The following is a 16,238-nucleotide window of genomic DNA, read 5'->3' on the forward strand; positions in this document are numbered from 1 at the left end:
GCCGATTGGGGGCATCCCTCCCGCAGAAGCTGAGGCAAACTACTGGCGGCAACTCGCCGTCAGCAACACCTCGACAGAGGTGTCAACTTAAACCAATCAGCCTCCTTGAAACCCGGGGCGGTTCAGGCCGCCAGCAGCCAGCTCCATTCGGGGCTGGCATGCCCGGCGACCGTGGCGCCGATGCGCTTGTCGTTGTCCGAGCCGTCATAGCCGATGGTGGCGCGCCCGCCGATGGCCTGGCCCTCCTTGAGCAGGTCGCCGGGCTGGGCGGTGATGAAGTTCACCAGGCCACCCATGCCGTCCGAGCCGTAGAGCGCGGGCACGGCGCCGCGCAGGATTTCCACGCGCTGCACCAGGCCCAGGTCCAGGTAGTCGCGGCCGAAGGCGTTGGCGCTGAAGGCGTAGGTGCGCGGCAGGCGCACGCCGTCCACCAGCATCAGCACGCGGTTGCCCTCCAGGCCGCGGATGTTGAAGCCGCTGTTCTGGCTGCGCCCGGTGGAGGTTCCAGCCAGCGAGAAACGCGCCGGGCTGCGCGGCACGTCCACGTTGGGCAGTTGTTCGGCCAGTTCGCGGATGTCGCCGATCTGCTCCTCTTCCATTTGCTGGGCGCCGATGACGTCGACGCTGATCGGCAGGCTGTCGGGATCCTGCTCGCTGCGCGAGGCACTGACCACCATGCCGCGCAGCGCCGGGGTGCTGCTGCGTGCGGCGGCCGGGGCGGCCGTCGGGGAGGGCGCCGGCGTGCCTTGCTGGGCCTGGGCCGCCAGCGATGTGCAGGCCAGCGCGCACGCCAGGGCCAGTGGATGGAAGTGGATGCGCGGCGACTGCGGAGCGCGGGCGTGCAAAGCGGCGGCAAATGCCATACCAGAATCCTTCTTGGTGCATTGAAATGGACAGTGGCTGGCTTCTGGCGCGCGGCTCAGGCAGGAAACGGGGGCGTTTCAAGGCCTGGAGAGAACACGCTCGTGGCTGGCTGGGTTCAAGGCATCGCGAAACCAGTCTCTTGCGCGCCGCGCATCCCGGTGACGGGAGGGCTTGCGGTGCGGCGCATCCCTTTGCAACCGGGGTGCCCCTTCCTCAGAGATTGATTCAGCGTCCTCTACGAGTCTAGTATATGAGAATGATTGGCATTTACCGGTGTGAATCAGGAAATCCTGCCACCCGCATTGGCGCGAATGCGGCTTTCCTGAAGCAGGGCGCCCGGCCTGGGCGAGTGTGCAGGAGGAGGGCGCGGGTGGGTGCCCATGCTTTTGGCGGAAGGCGTTTGTCTGGCGCGGCTTTTCCCGTGCACCAGCACGGCTCTGGCGCGTGCGGCCTGCTGCCGGTGGTCGATGTGCCGGTCTGCGGCCACGCGCCGGTGCTCAATGCAGCGTCGCAGTACGCGCTGGTCGGCGGCATCCTGGCAGGCGCGCGGGGGGCGCCGATTCGGCTCAGATCGGCTCCAACTGCACGCGCTGCATCATCGCGGCGGTGAGCTGCATCTCGCGGCGGATGGTTTGCTCGAACGCGGCAGCGTCGCCAATGTCCACCTGGCCGCCGTTCTTCATCAGCGCGTCGACGACCGCCGGTTGGCCGAGTGCCTGGCTGAAGGCGTCGAACAGCGTCTGCACCACCGCGTCGCTCGTTCCCGCCGGCACCGACAGGCCGCCCCAGGAGGGCAGCTCCACGCCGGCCACGCCCAGCTCGGCCAGCGTGGGCACCTGCTGCTCGATGGGGTTGCGCTTGCGGCTGGCAATCGCCAACAGGCGCAGCTTGCCCGCCGCCACCATCGGGTGGGCGGCGGCGAAGATCGGCATGCCAAAGACGACCTGGTTGCTCAGGACGGCGGTGACCAGGTCGGACGCGCCCTTGTAGGGCACGTGCATGGCCTGGGTGTGGGTGGCGCTCAGGAACAGCTCCATGCCCAGGTGCGAGGGCGTTCCGACGCCGCCCGAGGCGTAGTCGACCTGGCCGGGGCGCGCCCGTAGCCGGGCCAGCAGGTCGTCCAGCGTGCGGATGTCCGACTGGGCGTTGACGACGAGCGCGACGTCGCCGCTGCTGATGCGCATCACGTGGCGGAAGTCCTTGAGCGCGTCGTAGCCCGGCTGCTTGTAGATCAGCATGTTGGAGGCCAGCGGCGTGGCGCTGTAGAGCAGGGTGTAGCCGTCGGCCGGCGCCTTGGCGGCAATGCGCGTACCTATGTTGCCGGCCGCGCCCCCGCGGTTGTCGATGACGATGGGCTGGCCCAGGATGGGGCCGACCGCCTCGGCCAGGATGCGCGCCGAGGTATCGGGACTGGTGGCGGCCAGGTAGGGCACGATCCATTTGATCGGGCGGATGGGGAAGCGCGGCTGCGCCAGCGCCGCGCGGCCGTTGCCGGCGGCCAGCAGGGTGGCGCCCAATGTGCGGGCCAGCAGTTGGCGGCGATTCAATTCGGTCATGGTGGTGTCTCCAGTGGATGGCCGACATGCGGTCAGCGCGTGGTGATGGGGAAGCTGCCGGCCAACACATGGGTCGGCAGTGCGTCGAGGTCCAGGCCGGCGATGTGGTGAGAGGTGAGTGGCATTGGAAATGCCTCCGTGGGATGGCGGTGGGCACCAGGATGCGGGCCTGGGGCTGGCGCGCCCGCGGTCAGGGCGCCAGCTCCAGGGGGGGCCGGACCTGCCCGCCCTCGCCCTGGACGAAATGGCAGGCCACCTTGTGCCCCGGCAGCACCTCGCGCAGCGGCGGGGCCTGCTCGGCGCAGATCGGCTGCGCCACGGGGCAGCGCGCGGCGAAGCGGCAGCCCCGGGGCAGGTCGATCGGGCTAGGCGGATCGCCGCTGAGCTTGATGCGGCGCGCGGCGCGCTCGCGTCCGCCCTTGACGGTGGGGATGGCCGACATCAGCGCCACGCTGTAGGGGTGCAGCGGGCGCGAGAAGAAGGCCTCGCGGCTGGCCTGCTCGACGATCTGGCCTAGGTACATCACGGCAATGTCGTCGCACACGTACTCGATCACCGCCATGTCGTGGCTGATGAACAGAAAGGACTGGCCGTGCTCGCGCTGGATGCGCCGCAGCAGGTTGAGCACCTGCGCCTGCACCGCCACGTCCAGCGCCGACACCGGCTCGTCGCACACCACCAGCTGCGGGCGCGTGGCCAGGGCGCGCGCGATGTTCAGACGCTGGCGCTGGCCGCCCGAGAACTGGTGCGGGAACAGCTCCTGCTGGTCGGGCCGCAGGCCGACGATGTCGAACAGCTCGGCCACGCGCTCGCGCCGCTCGGCCGGCGCACCCAGCTGCATCAGGTCCAGCGGGGTGCGCACGATCTCGCCCGCGCGCTGGCGTGGGTTGAGCGAGGAGTACGGATCCTGGAACACGAACTGGAAGTCGCGCCGCCGCCGGCGCAGCGCCTCGCCCTCCAGGTGCGTGAGGTCGTCGCCGCCAAAGCGGATGCTGCCGCCCGTGATCGGCGCCAGGCGCATCACGGCCAGCGCCGTCGTGGTCTTGCCCGAGCCGGACTCGCCCACGATGGCCAGCGTGCGGCCGCGCCGCAGGTCGAAGTCGATGCCGTCGACCGCGTGCACCACGCTGGACGCGCCGCCCTGGCGGCGCCTGCGCACCTGGAAATGCACTTTCAGGTCGCGCACCGACAGCAGAACGTCGTCGGCAGCGGCAGCGGCAGCGGCTGCGACAGCGGCGGTGGCGTGCTCGTTCATGGTGCCTCCTTGTAGAGCCAGCAGGCGACGCGTTGGGTGGGCCCCTGCGCGAACTGGGGCGGCATGTCCGCGTGGCATTGGGGCATGGCGCGCGGGCAGCGGTCGGCAAAGGGGCAGCCGGCGCCGCGCTGCCAGACCGAGGGGACGATGCCCGCGATCTCGGGCAGCTCGGGCCGGTGGGGGCCGGGCGCGTCGTCGAGCTCGGGCATGCAGGCGATCAGCCCCTGCGTGTAGGGGTGGCGCGGCGCGGCCAGCACCTCGGCGGTGCACCCGTGCTCGACCACATGGCCGCCGTACATGACGACGACGCGGTCGGCCACCTCGGCGACTGCGCCCATGTCGTGCGTGATCATTACGATGGCGGTGCCGCGCGCCTGCTGCTGCGCGCGCAGCAGGTCGAAGATCTGCGCCTGCACCGTGACGTCGAGCGCGGTGGTTGGCTCGTCGGCGATCAGCACGCGCGGGTCGCAGGCCAGCGCCATGGCGATCATGACGCGTTGGCGCATGCCGCCCGACATCTCGTGCGGATAGCTGTCCACGCGCGTCTCGGCGGCCGGAATGCCGACCGACTGCAGCAGCTCGGCGGCGCGCGAGCGCGCCTGCGAGCGCGTCATGCCCTGGTGCAAGCGCAGCGATTCGCCGATCTGCTCGCCGACGGTGTAGACCGGGTTGAGCGCGGTCATCGGCTCCTGGAAGATCATCGAGACCTGGTTGCCGCGCATGCCGCGCATCCGGCGCTCGTCCAGCTGCAGCAGGTTCCGCCCGTCCAGCGTGATGCGTCCGGCGCGCACGTGCAGCGGGTCGGTCAGCAGGCGCATGATGGCCAGCGCCGTCATGCTCTTGCCGCAGCCCGACTCGCCCACCAGGCACACGGTTTCGCCCTGCTGCACCTCGAAGCTGACGTCGTTCAGAATGTTCGCCGACCGGCCCTTGCCCTGCAGGCTCACGGTCAGCCCCTGCACGGCCAGCGCGGGCGCCCCAGGGGCTGCGGCCACATGTGTCGGGAGATTCATATGCGCTCCCTCAGGCGCGGGTTGAGCGCGTCATTCAGGCCGTCGCCGACCAGGCTCACGGCCAGCACCGTCAGGAAGATGGCGGCGCCGGGCAGGGTCACCGTCCACCAGGCGGTCAGGATGTAGGGTCGGTTGTTGCCGATCATCAGGCCCCAGCTCATCAGGTTGGGGTCGCCCAGGCCGAGAAAGGCCAGGCCCGACTCGAACAGCACAGCGACCCCGATGGCGAGCGTCGCCGAGACCATCAGCGGCGCCATGGCGTTGGGCAGGATCACGCGCCAGATGATGCGGGCGTTGCGCGCGCCGCTCATGCGCTCGGCCAGCACATAGTCCTGGCGCTTCAGGCGCAGGAACTCGCCGCGCGCCAGGCGCGCCGTGGTCGGCCAGCTGGCCACGCCCAGCGCCAGCGCGACGGTCCACAGCGTGGGGCCGAACAATGTGACCAGCACCATGGCGAACAGCAGCGTGGGCATGACCTGGAAGAACTCGATCACGCGCATCAGCGCCTCGTCGACCCAGCCGCCGTAGTAGCCGGCCAGAGCGCCGATCGAGACGCCGAGAAAGACCGACACCAGCGCCGCTACCACGCCCACGGTCAGCGTGGCGCGCCCGCCCTGGATGATCTGGGCCAGCAGGTCGCGGCCGAGGTAGTCGGTGCCCAGCAGGGCGCCTTCGCTGCCGGGCGGCAGCATGGGCGCGCCCACCATCTCCATCGGGTCGGCGTTCATCAGCATCGGGCCGAACACGGTGGCGGCCACGATGACCAGCAGCAGCATGGCGCCCAGCATGGCCGAGCCGCTGCGGCGGTAGACCTGCCAGGCCTGGTGCGAGCGACTGAGCGGGCGCACTGCCGGCGCGGGGCGTCCTTGGGTGGGGTTCATGTCCGGATCCTCGGGTCGATGAGTCGGTACAGCAGGTCGGTGAGCTGGTTCATCACGATGACCAGCAGCGAGCTGAAGAACAGCAGGCCCAGCAGCGTCGGGTAGTCGCGGCGCAGCACCGAGTCGTAGGCCAGGCGGCCCAGGCCGGGCCAGTTGAAGACAGTCTCCACCAGCACGGCACCGGCCACCGCGTGGCCGAACTGCATGCCCAGGATGGTCACCACCGGGATCACCGAGTTGCGCAGCGCGTGCTTGTAGAGCACCACCGGCTCGGACAGCCCCTTGGCGCGTGCGGTGCGGACGTAGTCCATCGACAGCGTCTCGATCATCGAGCTGCGCGCCAGCCGCGCATAAATCGCCAGATAGACGCAGGCCAGGCTGAAGGTGGGCAGAACCATGTGGCGCATCACGTCCAGCGCGGCCGCCCAGCCGGTGGCGTCGCTGCCGGCCTCGCGCATGTCGGACACCGGCAGGATGGGCCAGATCGAGGCGAACAGGATGATCAGCAGGACGCCGGTCCAGAACACCGGCGCCGCGTAGCCGACCATCATCAGCACGGTGACCGACTGCGACAGCACGCCGTTGGGCCGGCGCGCCGCCAGCGAGCCGATCAGGGTGCCGACGCTGAAGGCCAGCGCCACGGCCGTCACCACCAGCAGCAGCGTGGCCGCGAGCCGTTCGCCGATCAGCGAGGCCACCGAGGCGTCGAAGTAGTAGGAGTAGCCCAGGTCGCCCTGCAGCACGCGCCCCAGGTAGATGGCCAGTTGCACGATGAGGGGCTTGTCCAGGCCGAAGCGTTGCATCAGCTCCTGGCGCAGTTCGTCGGTCATGCCGCCGATGTCGCCGGCCAGGGTCTGCACCGGGTCACCCGGCGCGATGTGGATCAGCAGGAAGTTCAGCGTCAGCACCGCCACCAGCAGGATGGCGACGTGCAGCAGCCGCTTGAGGACGGATGGCAGCATGGCCGGGGCTCCGCAGGCTCAGGGCTTGAGCCAGACTTCGTCCAGCGGCGCCAGCATGCCGAACAGGCCCGTGGGAGGGTTGCCCACCCGGGTCGACGCCACCGTGTGGTAGGCGATCTCGGCGACGTAGACCAGCGGCGAGTCCTCGGTCACGATCTGTTGGAACTCCTGGTACAGCGCCTTGCGTTTGGCGGGGTCCAGTTCCGCCGAGGCCTGCTCAAGCAAGTGGTCGACCTGCGGGTTCTTGTATGAGGCGTTGTTGGTCCACACCACGGGCTGGATGTTGCTCGACAGATAGGTCCGGTTGACGCCGATGGCGGGGTCGACCCAGGTCCAGCTCTGGTCGGTGGACATGTCGAAGTCGTGCGCGGCCATGCGCTGCGCCCAGGTCGGGAAGTCGGGCGAGATGCGCAGCTGGGCGTCGATGCCGATCTTCTTGAGCTGTGACTGCGCGTACTGGCCCAGGATGCGGTCGGCCTGGCCGGCGACCATGACGTCCACCGTCATCTTGAAGCGCACGCCGTTGCCGTCCGGCTTCAACCCTGCTTCGTCGAGCAGCGTCCGGGCCCGGTCGAGGTCGAGCGGATACTCATTGGTGGCGACCGCGAAGGGGCTGCTGCTGCTCAGCGGCCCGATGGCAGGCTTGCCCCAGCCACCGTACATGGCCTGGACGATGAACTTCTTGTCGATCGCGTAGGCGATGGCCTGGCGCACGCGGCGGTCGTCGAAGGGCTTGCGCGCGGTGTTGAGCTCCAGCCAGTGCAAGGGTGCCGCGCCGGCGTAGCCCTGCTCAAGGATGGTGACGGCCTTGCTGGCCTCGACCGGCCGGGCCGCGTTGCGGCTGGCGATGAACGGGAACAGGTGCACGTCGCCGCGCGGCACGCTGAGCATCAGCGTGGTGGGATCGGCGCTGGTCTGTAGCAGCACCTTGTCGAGGTAGGGCCGGCCCTCGATGAAGAACTTGTCGAAGCGCTTGAGCAGCAGTTCCTTGCCCGGTACGAACCGCTCCAGCATGAAGGGGCCGGAGCCGACCACGTCCTTGGTGTTGCGCGGGTGGGTGCGCAGGTCGGTCGGCTTCTCGGTGGCGTAGATGTGCTTGGGCATGATCGGCGCCAGCGCCGGCGACAGGGCATACAGCAGCGCCGGGTTCGGGCGTGACAGGTGCACCACCGCGGTCAGAGGGTCGGGCGTGTCCACCCGCTCGATGCTGTCGAGCATGGCGTACAGGCTGGTGTTGGCCTTGACGGCCATGATCGAGAACGCCACGTCTTCCGAGGTGATCGGCTGGCCGTCGTGGAACACCGCGCCCTCGCGCAGCGTGAAAGTGATCGAGCGGTGGTCGTCGGCCCATTTCCAGGCACTGGCCAGATAGGGCTGGGGCTCGCGGTCGTGGCCAGCGTCGAAGCGCACCAGGCTGGCGAACAGCTGCGCGCTCGGGATGACAGTGGCCGGCCCGGACTGCAGCGCCGCGTTCAGCACCCGCGTCTGCTGCGTGCTGCCCACCACCAGCATGCCGCCGCGCCGCGGCGCCTCCTGCGCCAGGGCAGTGCCCGCGGCCAGCAGGCCGCCCAGCGCCAGGGCGGCCAACATCGATTTCAGCACTCGTTTCATGGTTGTCTCCTGTTTATTCAAGTTCAAGCGATATGGCGGCTGCGGTGGGCCTGCCGTTTGGCGGAAAAGCCGGCGGCAGACGCGCCCGGCATGCCCTTGTTCAAGGTATGCCGGTGGGCGCCAGCAGTTCCTTGGCAATGGTGTTGCGCTGGATCTCGCTGGTGCCGGTGAGCACGCGGTACATGCGCAGCAGGCGGAACAGGAACTCCACGCGGCGGCCCTGGACGATGCCTTCGCCGCCGTGCACCTGCACCGCGCGGTCGGCCACGCGAAACGCGGTCTCGGAGCAGAACAACTTGGCCATCGAACTGGCGGCGCGGCCGTCGGCGCCGGCGTCGAGCTGGCGCGCGGTGTGCAGCATCAGCGCGCGCGCGGCGGCCAGCTCGGTGGCCATGTCGGCCAGCATGTGCTGGACGGCCTGGAACTGGCCGATGGCGCGGCCGAACTGCTTGCGCTGCAAGGCGTGGTCGCGCGCATCGCGCAGCGCCAGCTGCGCCAGGCCCAGCATGGCCGGGCAATGCAGCAGGCGGTTGACGCTGATGCGCCCGAGCGCCAGGCCCAGGCCGCGGCCGCGCTCTCCGATCAGCGCGGCGGCCGGTACGCGCGCGTTCTCGAACACGATGTTGCCGGTGCTGGCCTGGCCGGCCATGGTCTTGTAGCCCGACTCCACGCGCACGCCGGGCGCGTGCAGGTCGACGAAGAAGGCCGAGATCTCGCGCGTCTTCGGGTCGGGATTGGGGTCGGCGGCGGTGGAGCACACCAGCACCGCGAAGTCGGCAAACGGCGCGCCCGAGATGAAGCGCTTGCGGCCGTTGATGATCCAGCCCTCGCCGTCGGGCACAGCGTGCGTCTGCACCGCACCGGCGTCGGAGCCGGCGTTTTCTTCCGTCAGCGCAAAGCAGATGGCCTTCTCGGCTTGCGCCACGGGCAGGATGACGTTCTGCATCTGCCAGGGCGTGGCAAAGCGCGCCAGCGCCCCCACGCGCGGCGGGCCGCTGAGCTCGCCGAACACGTGCGGGGCGAACGGCGAGCCGGTGGTGTAGATCGCCTCCTTGACCAGCACGTGGTCGAGCACCGACAGGCCCAGACCGCCCATTTTCTCGGGCAGCGTCATGCCGTAGAAACCCAGCTCGCGCGAGCGCTGCCATACGCGCTGCAGCAGCGCGCGCGGGGCGCCGTGCTCGCTGTCCACCTGGTGCTCGCGTGCCAGATCGGCCAGCTCGCCGGTCAGAAAGGCATGCACGCGCTCGATCAACTCGGCCGCGCGCTCCGAGCCCTCGAAGGGGCCGGGGAAGATTGGCGCGGACGCCGCAGGGTTGAGTTCAGGAGTGCTCATGATCAGTTCACCTTTCGATCCAGGCCGGTCCAGTACGGCGCCTGCACGGCGCGGCGCATCACCTTGCCGTTGGGGTTCTTGGGCAGCTGCTGCACGAATTCGATGTGGCGCGGACGCTTGAAGCCGCCCAGGCGCTCGGCGCAAAAGCCGTCCAGCGCCTGCAGGTCGGGCTGCTGGCCGGGCTTGAGCACCACGTGCGCGGCCACTGCCTCGCCCCATTTGTCGTCGGGAATGGCGAAGACGCAGGCATCGGCCACCGCGGCGTGCTCGTAGAGCACGGCCTCGACCTCGCTCGGGTAGACGTTGAAGCCGCCGCTGATCACCATGTCCTTCTTGCGGTCGACGATGTAGACGAAGCCGTCCTCGTCGGTGCGCGCCAGGTCGCCAGTGTGGTAGCGACCGTCGCGCAGCACCTCGGTGGTCAGATCCGGCGCGCGCCAGTAGCCGGCGAACACGTCGTCGCCGCTGACCACGATCTCACCGATCTCGCCCGGGGGCAGGGCGCGGCCGGCGTCGTCGACGATCTCCACCAGCGACTCCAGGAAGGGCCGCCCGCACGAGGCAAGGCGCTCGGGCCGCGCGGCGCGGGCGTAGAGGTGATCCTGCACGGTCAGCGCGCACACGCCCGAGGTAGTCTCGCCGGCGCCGTAGCCCTGGCTGAGGATGGGGCCAAACACGTCCATGGCCTGCAGGATGCGCGCCGGCGCCATGGGGGCCGCGCCATAGCCCAGGCGCAGCAGGTCGGGCAGCGGCCGGTACTGGCCCTGCACCTGCTGCAGCAGCATGTTGACCATGGTCGGCACCATGAAGGTGTGGGTCACGCGCAGCGCGCGCATCTCGTCGATGAAGGCGGCGGGCTCGAAGCGCCCGAACAGGTGCACCGTGGCGCCGGTGCACAGCGCCGGGGCGATCTGCATGCCCGAGGCGTGGGTGATCGGGCCGACCAGCCCCAGCGTGTGGCCGGGCTGCATCTGCTCGCCGCGCATCAGGAACTTGCGCAGCTGCGCCAGGCGGTTGCCGAAGGTCTGCATCGCCGCCTTGAGCACGCCCGACGAGCCCGAGGTGTAGTGCAGCACCGCCAGGTCGCCGGCATGCACCGGCGCGATGTCGAAGCGGTCGCTGGCGCGCGCCAGCTGCGCTTCGTAATTCTCGCCCTCGGGGCCGTCGAGCAGCAGCAGCTGCACCTGTGGGTTCTGCAAATGGGGACGGAAGGCCTCGGCACGCTCGGCGGTGGTGACGATCAGCCGCGCGCCGCTGTTGGCGGCGATCTCGCCCACCTCGCGCGGCGACAGCCGGGCGTTGAACGGCGCCTTGACCAGCGCGGCCTTGTAGCAGGCCAGCTCGATCTCGACGATCTCGGTGCAGTTGGGCAGGTAGATGCCGACGCGGTCGCCGCGCACCAGGCCCAGCGCCAGCAGCGCGTTGGCCAGGCGGCTGGCGCGCTGGTCGAGCTCGCCGTAGCGCAGGCTGCGCCCGGCGCTGGTGACGGCCGGCAGGTCGCGGTGGGCCTGGCAGCTGCGCGCGATCAGCGTGGCGACGTTGGGAATGGGAGCGCCCGGGGCGGGCAGGTCGGAGGCGGCCATGGGGAGTCCTTGCGTGGAGCCGTGCACGGTGCGCGGCCTGGCAATCACTGTCCCAGAAACCGGTGATCTAGAGGAAATACTGTTTAATGATCAGCTCCCATCATATTTTTTGATGGCCTGCGCGGGGCGTGGAGTTGATCGCGGCGCTCCGCCGCGATGGAGGTACTTTGGCTACGCGCTTATCCCGGGTAGAGCCAGCGTGCCTGCCAGCGGCCGCGCTCGATCATGCGGTGGGCATGCGCCAGCAGGCAGTCGCGCACTGCGGCGCTGGCCGGCTCATTGGCCCGCTGGGGCGGGGTGGCCAGCTGGTAGTGGCGCTGCAGTGCCGGGTTGACCAGGCGCGCGACGATCCAGCCGGGCGCGGCCGTCGGCGCTGTCTCGGCGTGGGGCGCCGTGTCCAGCATCAGGCGCGGCGCGCTTTCGGCCAGCGTGCACGCCGGCGAGAAGGTGAAGCCCGCGCCGCAGTGGTAGAGCGAGCGGATGACGCGCACCGAATCGTGCTCGTGCGCGATGTTCAGGCGCAGGCCGCGCCGCTCAGCCGCCGCCTCCACGCTCTGGCGGATGGCGTAGCGGCGCGACTGCAGCACCAGCGGCAGCTGGCAGGCGTGGGCGAAGTCGATCAGCGGCAGGCCGCCGTCCGTGGCCGGCTGCAGCAGGGCAGCGACCTGGCCGTCGCGGTCGCGCCCGCACAGCAGGATGTCTTCCTGCGCCAGCGGCTGGCAGTCCAGGCCGGCCAGCGCAGGCGTGTCGACCAGGATGCCGATGTCGGCGCGGCGCTCGAGCATGGCTTTCTGCACCGTCAGGCTCATGCCGTCGAGCACGAAGACGCGGATGCGCGGGTGGCTGCGCGCCAGCGCCTCGATCACCGGACCGAGCAGCAGCGTGGTGAGCAGGAAAGGCACGGCAATCGTCACCGATCCCTCCGGCCCCTGTGGCAGGCGGCGGATGCGTTCGCCCATGGCCTCTGCGTCGGACAGCAGGCGGCGCGCGTCCTCGTACAGCTGGCTGCCGGCCGGCGTGGGCGTGACGCCGGCGTGGCTGCGTTCGAGCAACTGGGTGCCCAGGCTGGCCTCCAGTTTCTTGATTTGCGCGGTCAGCGCCGGCTGCGCGACATAGAGCTGGTGCGCCGCGCGCGACAGGCTGCCGGCCTCGACGACGGTGTTGAAATAGCGCAGCGCGCGCAGGTCCATGGCGTGCCCGGCGACTCAGCCCGCCCAGGTGGCCAGCGCCTGGCGCGTGAGCAGCAGCACCTGGTCTTCGCCCGCGCTGGTGGCCAGCCAGAACACCGGCAGGCCGGGGAAGGCAGCCTCGAAATGCGCGCGCTCGTTGCCGATCTCCAGCACCAGCACCGCGTCCTCGGTCATGCAGGCGGGGGCGCGCTGCAGCAGCTGGCGGATGAAGTCCATGCCGTCGCTGCCGCCGGCCAGGGCCAGCTCCGGCTCGGCGCGGTACTCGGCCGGCAGCTGCGCCATGCTGTGCGCGTTGACGTAGGGCGGGTTGCACAGGATCAGATCCCAGGGGCCGGGCACGCCGGCCAGGCCGTCGGATTGCACCAGTGCGATGCGCTCCTGCAGGCTATGGCGGTCGACGTTGATGCGCGCCACGGCCAGTGCGTCGGGCGAGAGGTCGGCGCCGGTCACACTCACCTCGGGCCAGGCCATGGCCGCCAGGCAGGCCAGCGAGCCGTTGCCGGTGCACAGGTCGAGCACGTCGTGCGTGCGGTCGGACAGCCATTCGTCGATGCTGCCGTCGGCCAGCAGCTCGGCAATGAAGCTGCGCGGAACGATGGCGCGCTCGTCCACATAGAACGGCACGCCGACCAGCCAGGCCTCGCGCGTCAGGTAGGCGGCGGGCTTGCGCGTCGTGATGCGTTCGTGCACCAGGCGGGTGATGCGAGCGACCTGGTCGTGCGCCACGGCCTGTTGTGCAACGCTGGCGGGCGAATCCGCTGTCAGTTCGCTGTCCAGCGCCAGGCCCAGGCTCCACAGCACCAGCCAGGCGGCCTCGTCATGGGCGTTGGCCGTGCCGTGGCCAAAGCCGACGTCCGCGGCCTGCAGTTGCAGCGCCACGCGCTCGACCTGCGCGCCCACGGTGCTGGCGTGCGGCTCGGTGGAGGGTGCGGGAGAGATCGGCCTCATCCGTGTTTCACGTCGAGCACGATTTCGGTGAACGACGGGCCGTCATCCTCGCCGGCCTCGTCGGGCTGCTCCTGGCGGGTTTTCGCGGCCATCGCAAAGTCGTTTTGCAGCCGCCACATCAGGTTGGTGGGCGAATCGGCGTAGGCCAGGCCCTCTTTGCGCTCGATGCGTTCGTCCAGGATGAGCCGCGCCAGCGCCTCCTCGAAGGTCTGCGAGCCCTCGGCCATCGATTTTTCCATGGCCTCGCGCACGCTGGAGAAATCGCCCTTTTCCACCAGATCGGCGACCAGCTTGGTGTTGAGCATGACCTCGACCGCGGGCAGGCGCTCGCCCGTGCGCGTGCGCACCAGGCGCTGCGAGACGATGGCCTTGAGCGCGGACGCCAGGTCGGTCAGCATGGTGGGGCGCACCTCCACCGGGTAGAACGACAGGATGCGGTTGAGCGCGTGGTAGCTGTTGTTGCCGTGCAGCGTGGCCAGGCACAGGTGGCCGGACTGGGCGTAGGCAATCGCCGCGGACATGGTCTCGCGGTCGCGGATCTCGCCGATCAGGATGACGTCGGGCGCCTGGCGCAGCGCGTTTTTCAGTGCCGTCTGCAGCGACTGCGTATCGCTGCCGATCTCGCGCTGATTGACGATGGATTTCTTGTTCTTGAATTGGTATTCGACCGGGTCTTCGACGGTCAGGATGTGGCCGGTGATGTGCTCGTTGCGCCGGTCGAGCATGGCCGCCAGCGTCGTGCTCTTGCCCGAGCCGGTGGCGCCGACGACGAGGATCAGCCCGCGCTTTTCCATGATGAGCTCGCTGAGCACGGGCGGCAGGCCGAGCGTGTCCAGGCGTGGAATGTCCTGGGCAATGAAGCGGATCACCACCGCATAGGTGCCGCGCTGGCGCATGGCGCTGATACGAAAGCGCCCCACGCCGGTGATGGGAACACCCATGTTGAGCTCGCCCGTCTCCTCCAGCTCCTCGATGCGCTCGGGCGGCACCACCTCGGCCAGCAGGTTCTTGGGCGCGTCGGGCGGCAGCAGCTGGCTGTTGATGGGAATGCATTCGCCGTTGATCTTGATCAACGCCGGCGCATTGGCCGAGAGGTAGACATCAGAGGCTTTTTTTTCGCCCATCAGGCGAAGAATTCGCTCCATCGTGCTCATGTACGGATTCCTGAGAAAAGGCGCGTTGTGTCGGGCGGTGGGTGGTGACGGATGAGGGATCGCCTCTTGTCCTCTCAAATTGTTACCCGGTTGAATTCTACGTGGCGAACGGCTTGCCGGGCGCTGCGCCAGAACGTCATGGTGCTGACTGGCGCTGTGCCCGGGCGCGCGCCAGCGCCGCGGCAATCAGCGCGTTTTTGCCTGTATCGTCCACGACCGCCGAAGCATGGGTTGGCTCGGCCGGCACCGGCAAGCCACCTTGTTGCGCGTCTTTCTGTGGGGCACCGCTGGCCGGCATGGGCGGAGCATTCACGCGCCCCACCGCTTGTGGCGCCCGCAGGCGCGCCTGGCGCTGTGCATAGCGTGTGCGGGCGGTATGCGCCTGCGGCTCGGACCAGGCGGCCCAGCCCGTCAACGCGCCGCTGGCGTTGACCATGGCAATGCAGTCGACCGGGCAGGCCGGCACGCACAGCGCGCAGCCGGTGCAATGCGCTTCGATGATGGCGTGCATGCGCTTGTTGAGCCCGAGAATGGCATCGGTCGGGCAGGCCTTGATGCACAAGGTGCAGCCAATACACCAGTCCTCGTCGATCAGCGCCGCGTCGCGTGGGCCTTCCAAGCCGTTGTCTGGGTTGAGGGGTCTGGCCGGCAGGCCGGTGATGGCGGCCAGCCGGCGCACGCCTTCTGCCCCGCCAGGAGGGCATTGGTTGATGTCCGCCTCGCCACGGGCAATGGCCGCGGCGTAGGCCGCGCAATCGGGCCAACCGCAGCGCCCGCACTGGGTCTGGGGCAGTGCCGCGTCGATGCGTGCGGCAAGAGAGGCTCTTGCTGTCATGTCCTGAGCCTGTGATGTCATGCGGGCAATGGTAGCGCGCGACATACATCCTTTTTTACGGTGCGCTTCAGGGCTGGTACGGCGACTCGCGATAGCCCATCCGCGCTATTGTTACAGAGAGGAAAATTCATAAACTGCATCTCGTCACAATCGTTTTTTTATGTTTGACGGAGACCGCGATGTTGAAACAATTCTTCACAATTGGAGCCGCGCTTGGCCTGTTGGCGTTCAATACGTCTGTCTCGGCCGAGACTCTGTCTTTGACGGCTGCTCCGGACAAAACTTACAACCATACGGAAAATTCGCCTTGCATTATTTCTGGACAGAGTTGCAACAAACAACCAGATGGATTTGACTTTACGAAGTACGCAAATGGTGGAGTTACGACCGTCACGGAGTCATCGCCAACGTATACCGTTGGATGGCTTTTGAATATGTTTGCTTCCGGGTTTTCGGTTGGAATCGATATCAATGAGGCCAAGGGCAAAGGGGCACAGACACTGGATTTTTTCTACATGCTGGTCAACGGAACGATTGTCGACCGCTATGACGGAAGCAAGGAGAATGTGCCGACAACTGCAAATGGAGAAGGGTTTGCCGATTATTTGCTGACCGGCTTTACAGACCTGAACGGATACGCATCCGACGCCACGGTGCAATTTAAACTGAAATTGAGTGGCATGAATGATGGGCCCGAATCGTTTTTTCTGGTAGCCAACCCAGCCGTCTCCGCTGTTCCGTTGCCCGCATCGGCGCTCTTCATGATGACTGGCCTGGGCGGCATGGCCTTGCGCCGCCGTCGCCAATCCGTGCAATAGTTTGACGAGTCAGTACAAAAAAATACCGGCCTGGATTTTCAGGCCGGTATTTTTTTGTCTGCCGGTTCAGCGAATCATCACGAACGCCTCACGGCCTGGATGAAAACCTAAGGATGCTCTGAATAACTCACCTCCAGGCGTGCTACGCCTGGGCTATTTTTCAGATGATGGAATTTGAGTTGACTTCGGCAGGGGCAACTATTTTTTTGCCCGCCGATCGGGGCGTTTTGCC

At 68.3% G+C, this 16,238-nt stretch carries 13 protein-coding genes and 1 pseudogene; 1 reads left to right on the forward strand and 13 read right to left on the reverse strand.

The annotated features are described in order from the left end of the window. Window positions 1–125: 125 nt before the first annotated feature. From ABD767_RS16660 to ABD767_RS16720, 13 genes and pseudogenes are all read right to left on the reverse strand, one after another. Window positions 126–863, reverse strand: a pseudogene (locus ABD767_RS16660) (TonB-dependent receptor plug domain-containing protein); the annotation flags it as partial. A gap of 567 nt (window positions 864–1,430) precedes the next feature. Next, a complete protein-coding gene (locus ABD767_RS16665; RefSeq protein ID WP_103045937.1) occupies window positions 1,431–2,420 on the reverse strand; it encodes a tripartite tricarboxylate transporter substrate-binding protein in 990 nt (329 codons plus the stop codon). 190 nt (window positions 2,421–2,610) lie between these two features. Continuing rightward, window positions 2,611–3,675, reverse strand: a complete 1,065-nt coding sequence (locus ABD767_RS16670) for an oligopeptide/dipeptide ABC transporter ATP-binding protein (protein ID WP_103045936.1) — start codon at window positions 3,673–3,675, stop codon at window positions 2,611–2,613. Further along, entirely contained in the window at window positions 3,672–4,688 is a 1,017-nt protein-coding gene (locus ABD767_RS16675) for an oligopeptide/dipeptide ABC transporter ATP-binding protein (RefSeq protein WP_103045935.1), read from the reverse strand. The genes ABD767_RS16670 and ABD767_RS16675 overlap by 4 nt, the downstream gene beginning before the upstream one ends. Next, on the reverse strand, window positions 4,685–5,569 hold the full coding sequence (locus ABD767_RS16680; RefSeq protein ID WP_103045934.1) for an ABC transporter permease subunit: 885 nt from the start codon (window positions 5,567–5,569) through the stop codon (window positions 4,685–4,687). Before ABD767_RS16680 ends, ABD767_RS16675 begins: the two co-directional genes overlap by 4 nt. Continuing rightward, on the reverse strand, window positions 5,566–6,531 hold the full coding sequence (locus tag ABD767_RS16685) for an ABC transporter permease subunit (RefSeq protein WP_103045933.1): 966 nt from the start codon (window positions 6,529–6,531) through the stop codon (window positions 5,566–5,568). The genes ABD767_RS16680 and ABD767_RS16685 overlap by 4 nt, the downstream gene beginning before the upstream one ends. Window positions 6,532–6,549: 18 nt before the next feature. After that, window positions 6,550–8,142, reverse strand: coding sequence for an ABC transporter substrate-binding protein (locus tag ABD767_RS16690; RefSeq protein WP_344869969.1), 1,593 nt, complete (start codon window positions 8,140–8,142; stop codon window positions 6,550–6,552). Between the two features lie 100 nt (window positions 8,143–8,242). After that, complete coding sequence (locus tag ABD767_RS16695; protein ID WP_103045931.1) at window positions 8,243–9,478, reverse strand: acyl-CoA dehydrogenase family protein; 1,236 nt, start codon at window positions 9,476–9,478, stop codon at window positions 8,243–8,245. A gap of 2 nt (window positions 9,479–9,480) precedes the next feature. Then, a complete protein-coding gene (locus ABD767_RS16700; RefSeq protein WP_344869970.1) occupies window positions 9,481–11,061 on the reverse strand; it encodes an AMP-binding protein in 1,581 nt (526 codons plus the stop codon). A 179-nt stretch (window positions 11,062–11,240) separates the two neighbouring features. Beyond that, window positions 11,241–12,251, reverse strand: coding sequence for a LysR substrate-binding domain-containing protein (locus ABD767_RS16705; RefSeq protein WP_103045930.1), 1,011 nt, complete (start codon window positions 12,249–12,251; stop codon window positions 11,241–11,243). Window positions 12,252–12,266: 15 nt separating this feature from the next. Further along, window positions 12,267–13,199, reverse strand: a complete 933-nt coding sequence (prmB, locus tag ABD767_RS16710; protein WP_103045929.1) for a 50S ribosomal protein L3 N(5)-glutamine methyltransferase — start codon at window positions 13,197–13,199, stop codon at window positions 12,267–12,269. Continuing rightward, on the reverse strand, window positions 13,196–14,353 hold the full coding sequence (locus ABD767_RS16715; protein ID WP_103045928.1) for a PilT/PilU family type 4a pilus ATPase: 1,158 nt from the start codon (window positions 14,351–14,353) through the stop codon (window positions 13,196–13,198). Before ABD767_RS16715 ends, prmB begins: the two co-directional genes overlap by 4 nt. A 136-nt stretch (window positions 14,354–14,489) precedes the next feature. After that, entirely contained in the window at window positions 14,490–15,188 is a 699-nt protein-coding gene (locus tag ABD767_RS16720) for an RnfABCDGE type electron transport complex subunit B (RefSeq protein WP_425549938.1), read from the reverse strand. A gap of 179 nt (window positions 15,189–15,367) precedes the next feature. Between ABD767_RS16720 and ABD767_RS16725 the strand changes: the two genes are divergently transcribed. Further along, complete coding sequence (locus tag ABD767_RS16725; protein WP_146031497.1) at window positions 15,368–16,006, forward strand: VPLPA-CTERM sorting domain-containing protein; 639 nt, start codon at window positions 15,368–15,370, stop codon at window positions 16,004–16,006. Window positions 16,007–16,238 lie beyond the last annotated feature (232 nt).

The sequence above is a fragment of the Comamonas faecalis genome, from assembly GCF_039538025.1.
GTDB classification, from domain to species: domain Bacteria; phylum Pseudomonadota; class Gammaproteobacteria; order Burkholderiales; family Burkholderiaceae_C; genus Comamonas_C; species Comamonas_C faecalis.

Coding starts and splice junctions, on each gene's coding strand:
- ABD767_RS16665 (WP_103045937.1), bottom strand. CDS start 2,420: ATGACCGAATTGAATCGCCGCCAACTGCTGGCCCGCACATTGGGCGCC.
- ABD767_RS16700 (WP_344869970.1), bottom strand. CDS start 11,061: ATGGCCGCCTCCGACCTGCCCGCCCCGGGCGCTCCCATTCCCAACGTC.
- ABD767_RS16695 (WP_103045931.1), bottom strand. CDS start 9,478: ATGAGCACTCCTGAACTCAACCCTGCGGCGTCCGCGCCAATCTTCCCC.
- prmB (WP_103045929.1), bottom strand. CDS start 13,199: ATGAGGCCGATCTCTCCCGCACCCTCCACCGAGCCGCACGCCAGCACC.
- ABD767_RS16680 (WP_103045934.1), bottom strand. CDS start 5,569: ATGAACCCCACCCAAGGACGCCCCGCGCCGGCAGTGCGCCCGCTCAGT.
- ABD767_RS16715 (WP_103045928.1), bottom strand. CDS start 14,353: ATGAGCACGATGGAGCGAATTCTTCGCCTGATGGGCGAAAAAAAAGCC.
- ABD767_RS16725 (WP_146031497.1), top strand. CDS start 15,368: ATGTTGAAACAATTCTTCACAATTGGAGCCGCGCTTGGCCTGTTGGCG.
- ABD767_RS16675 (WP_103045935.1), bottom strand. CDS start 4,688: ATGAATCTCCCGACACATGTGGCCGCAGCCCCTGGGGCGCCCGCGCTG.
- ABD767_RS16720 (WP_425549938.1), bottom strand. CDS start 15,188: ATGACAGCAAGAGCCTCTCTTGCCGCACGCATCGACGCGGCACTGCCC.
- ABD767_RS16690 (WP_344869969.1), bottom strand. CDS start 8,142: ATGAAACGAGTGCTGAAATCGATGTTGGCCGCCCTGGCGCTGGGCGGC.
- ABD767_RS16705 (WP_103045930.1), bottom strand. CDS start 12,251: ATGGACCTGCGCGCGCTGCGCTATTTCAACACCGTCGTCGAGGCCGGC.
- ABD767_RS16670 (WP_103045936.1), bottom strand. CDS start 3,675: ATGAACGAGCACGCCACCGCCGCTGTCGCAGCCGCTGCCGCTGCCGCT.
- ABD767_RS16685 (WP_103045933.1), bottom strand. CDS start 6,531: ATGCTGCCATCCGTCCTCAAGCGGCTGCTGCACGTCGCCATCCTGCTG.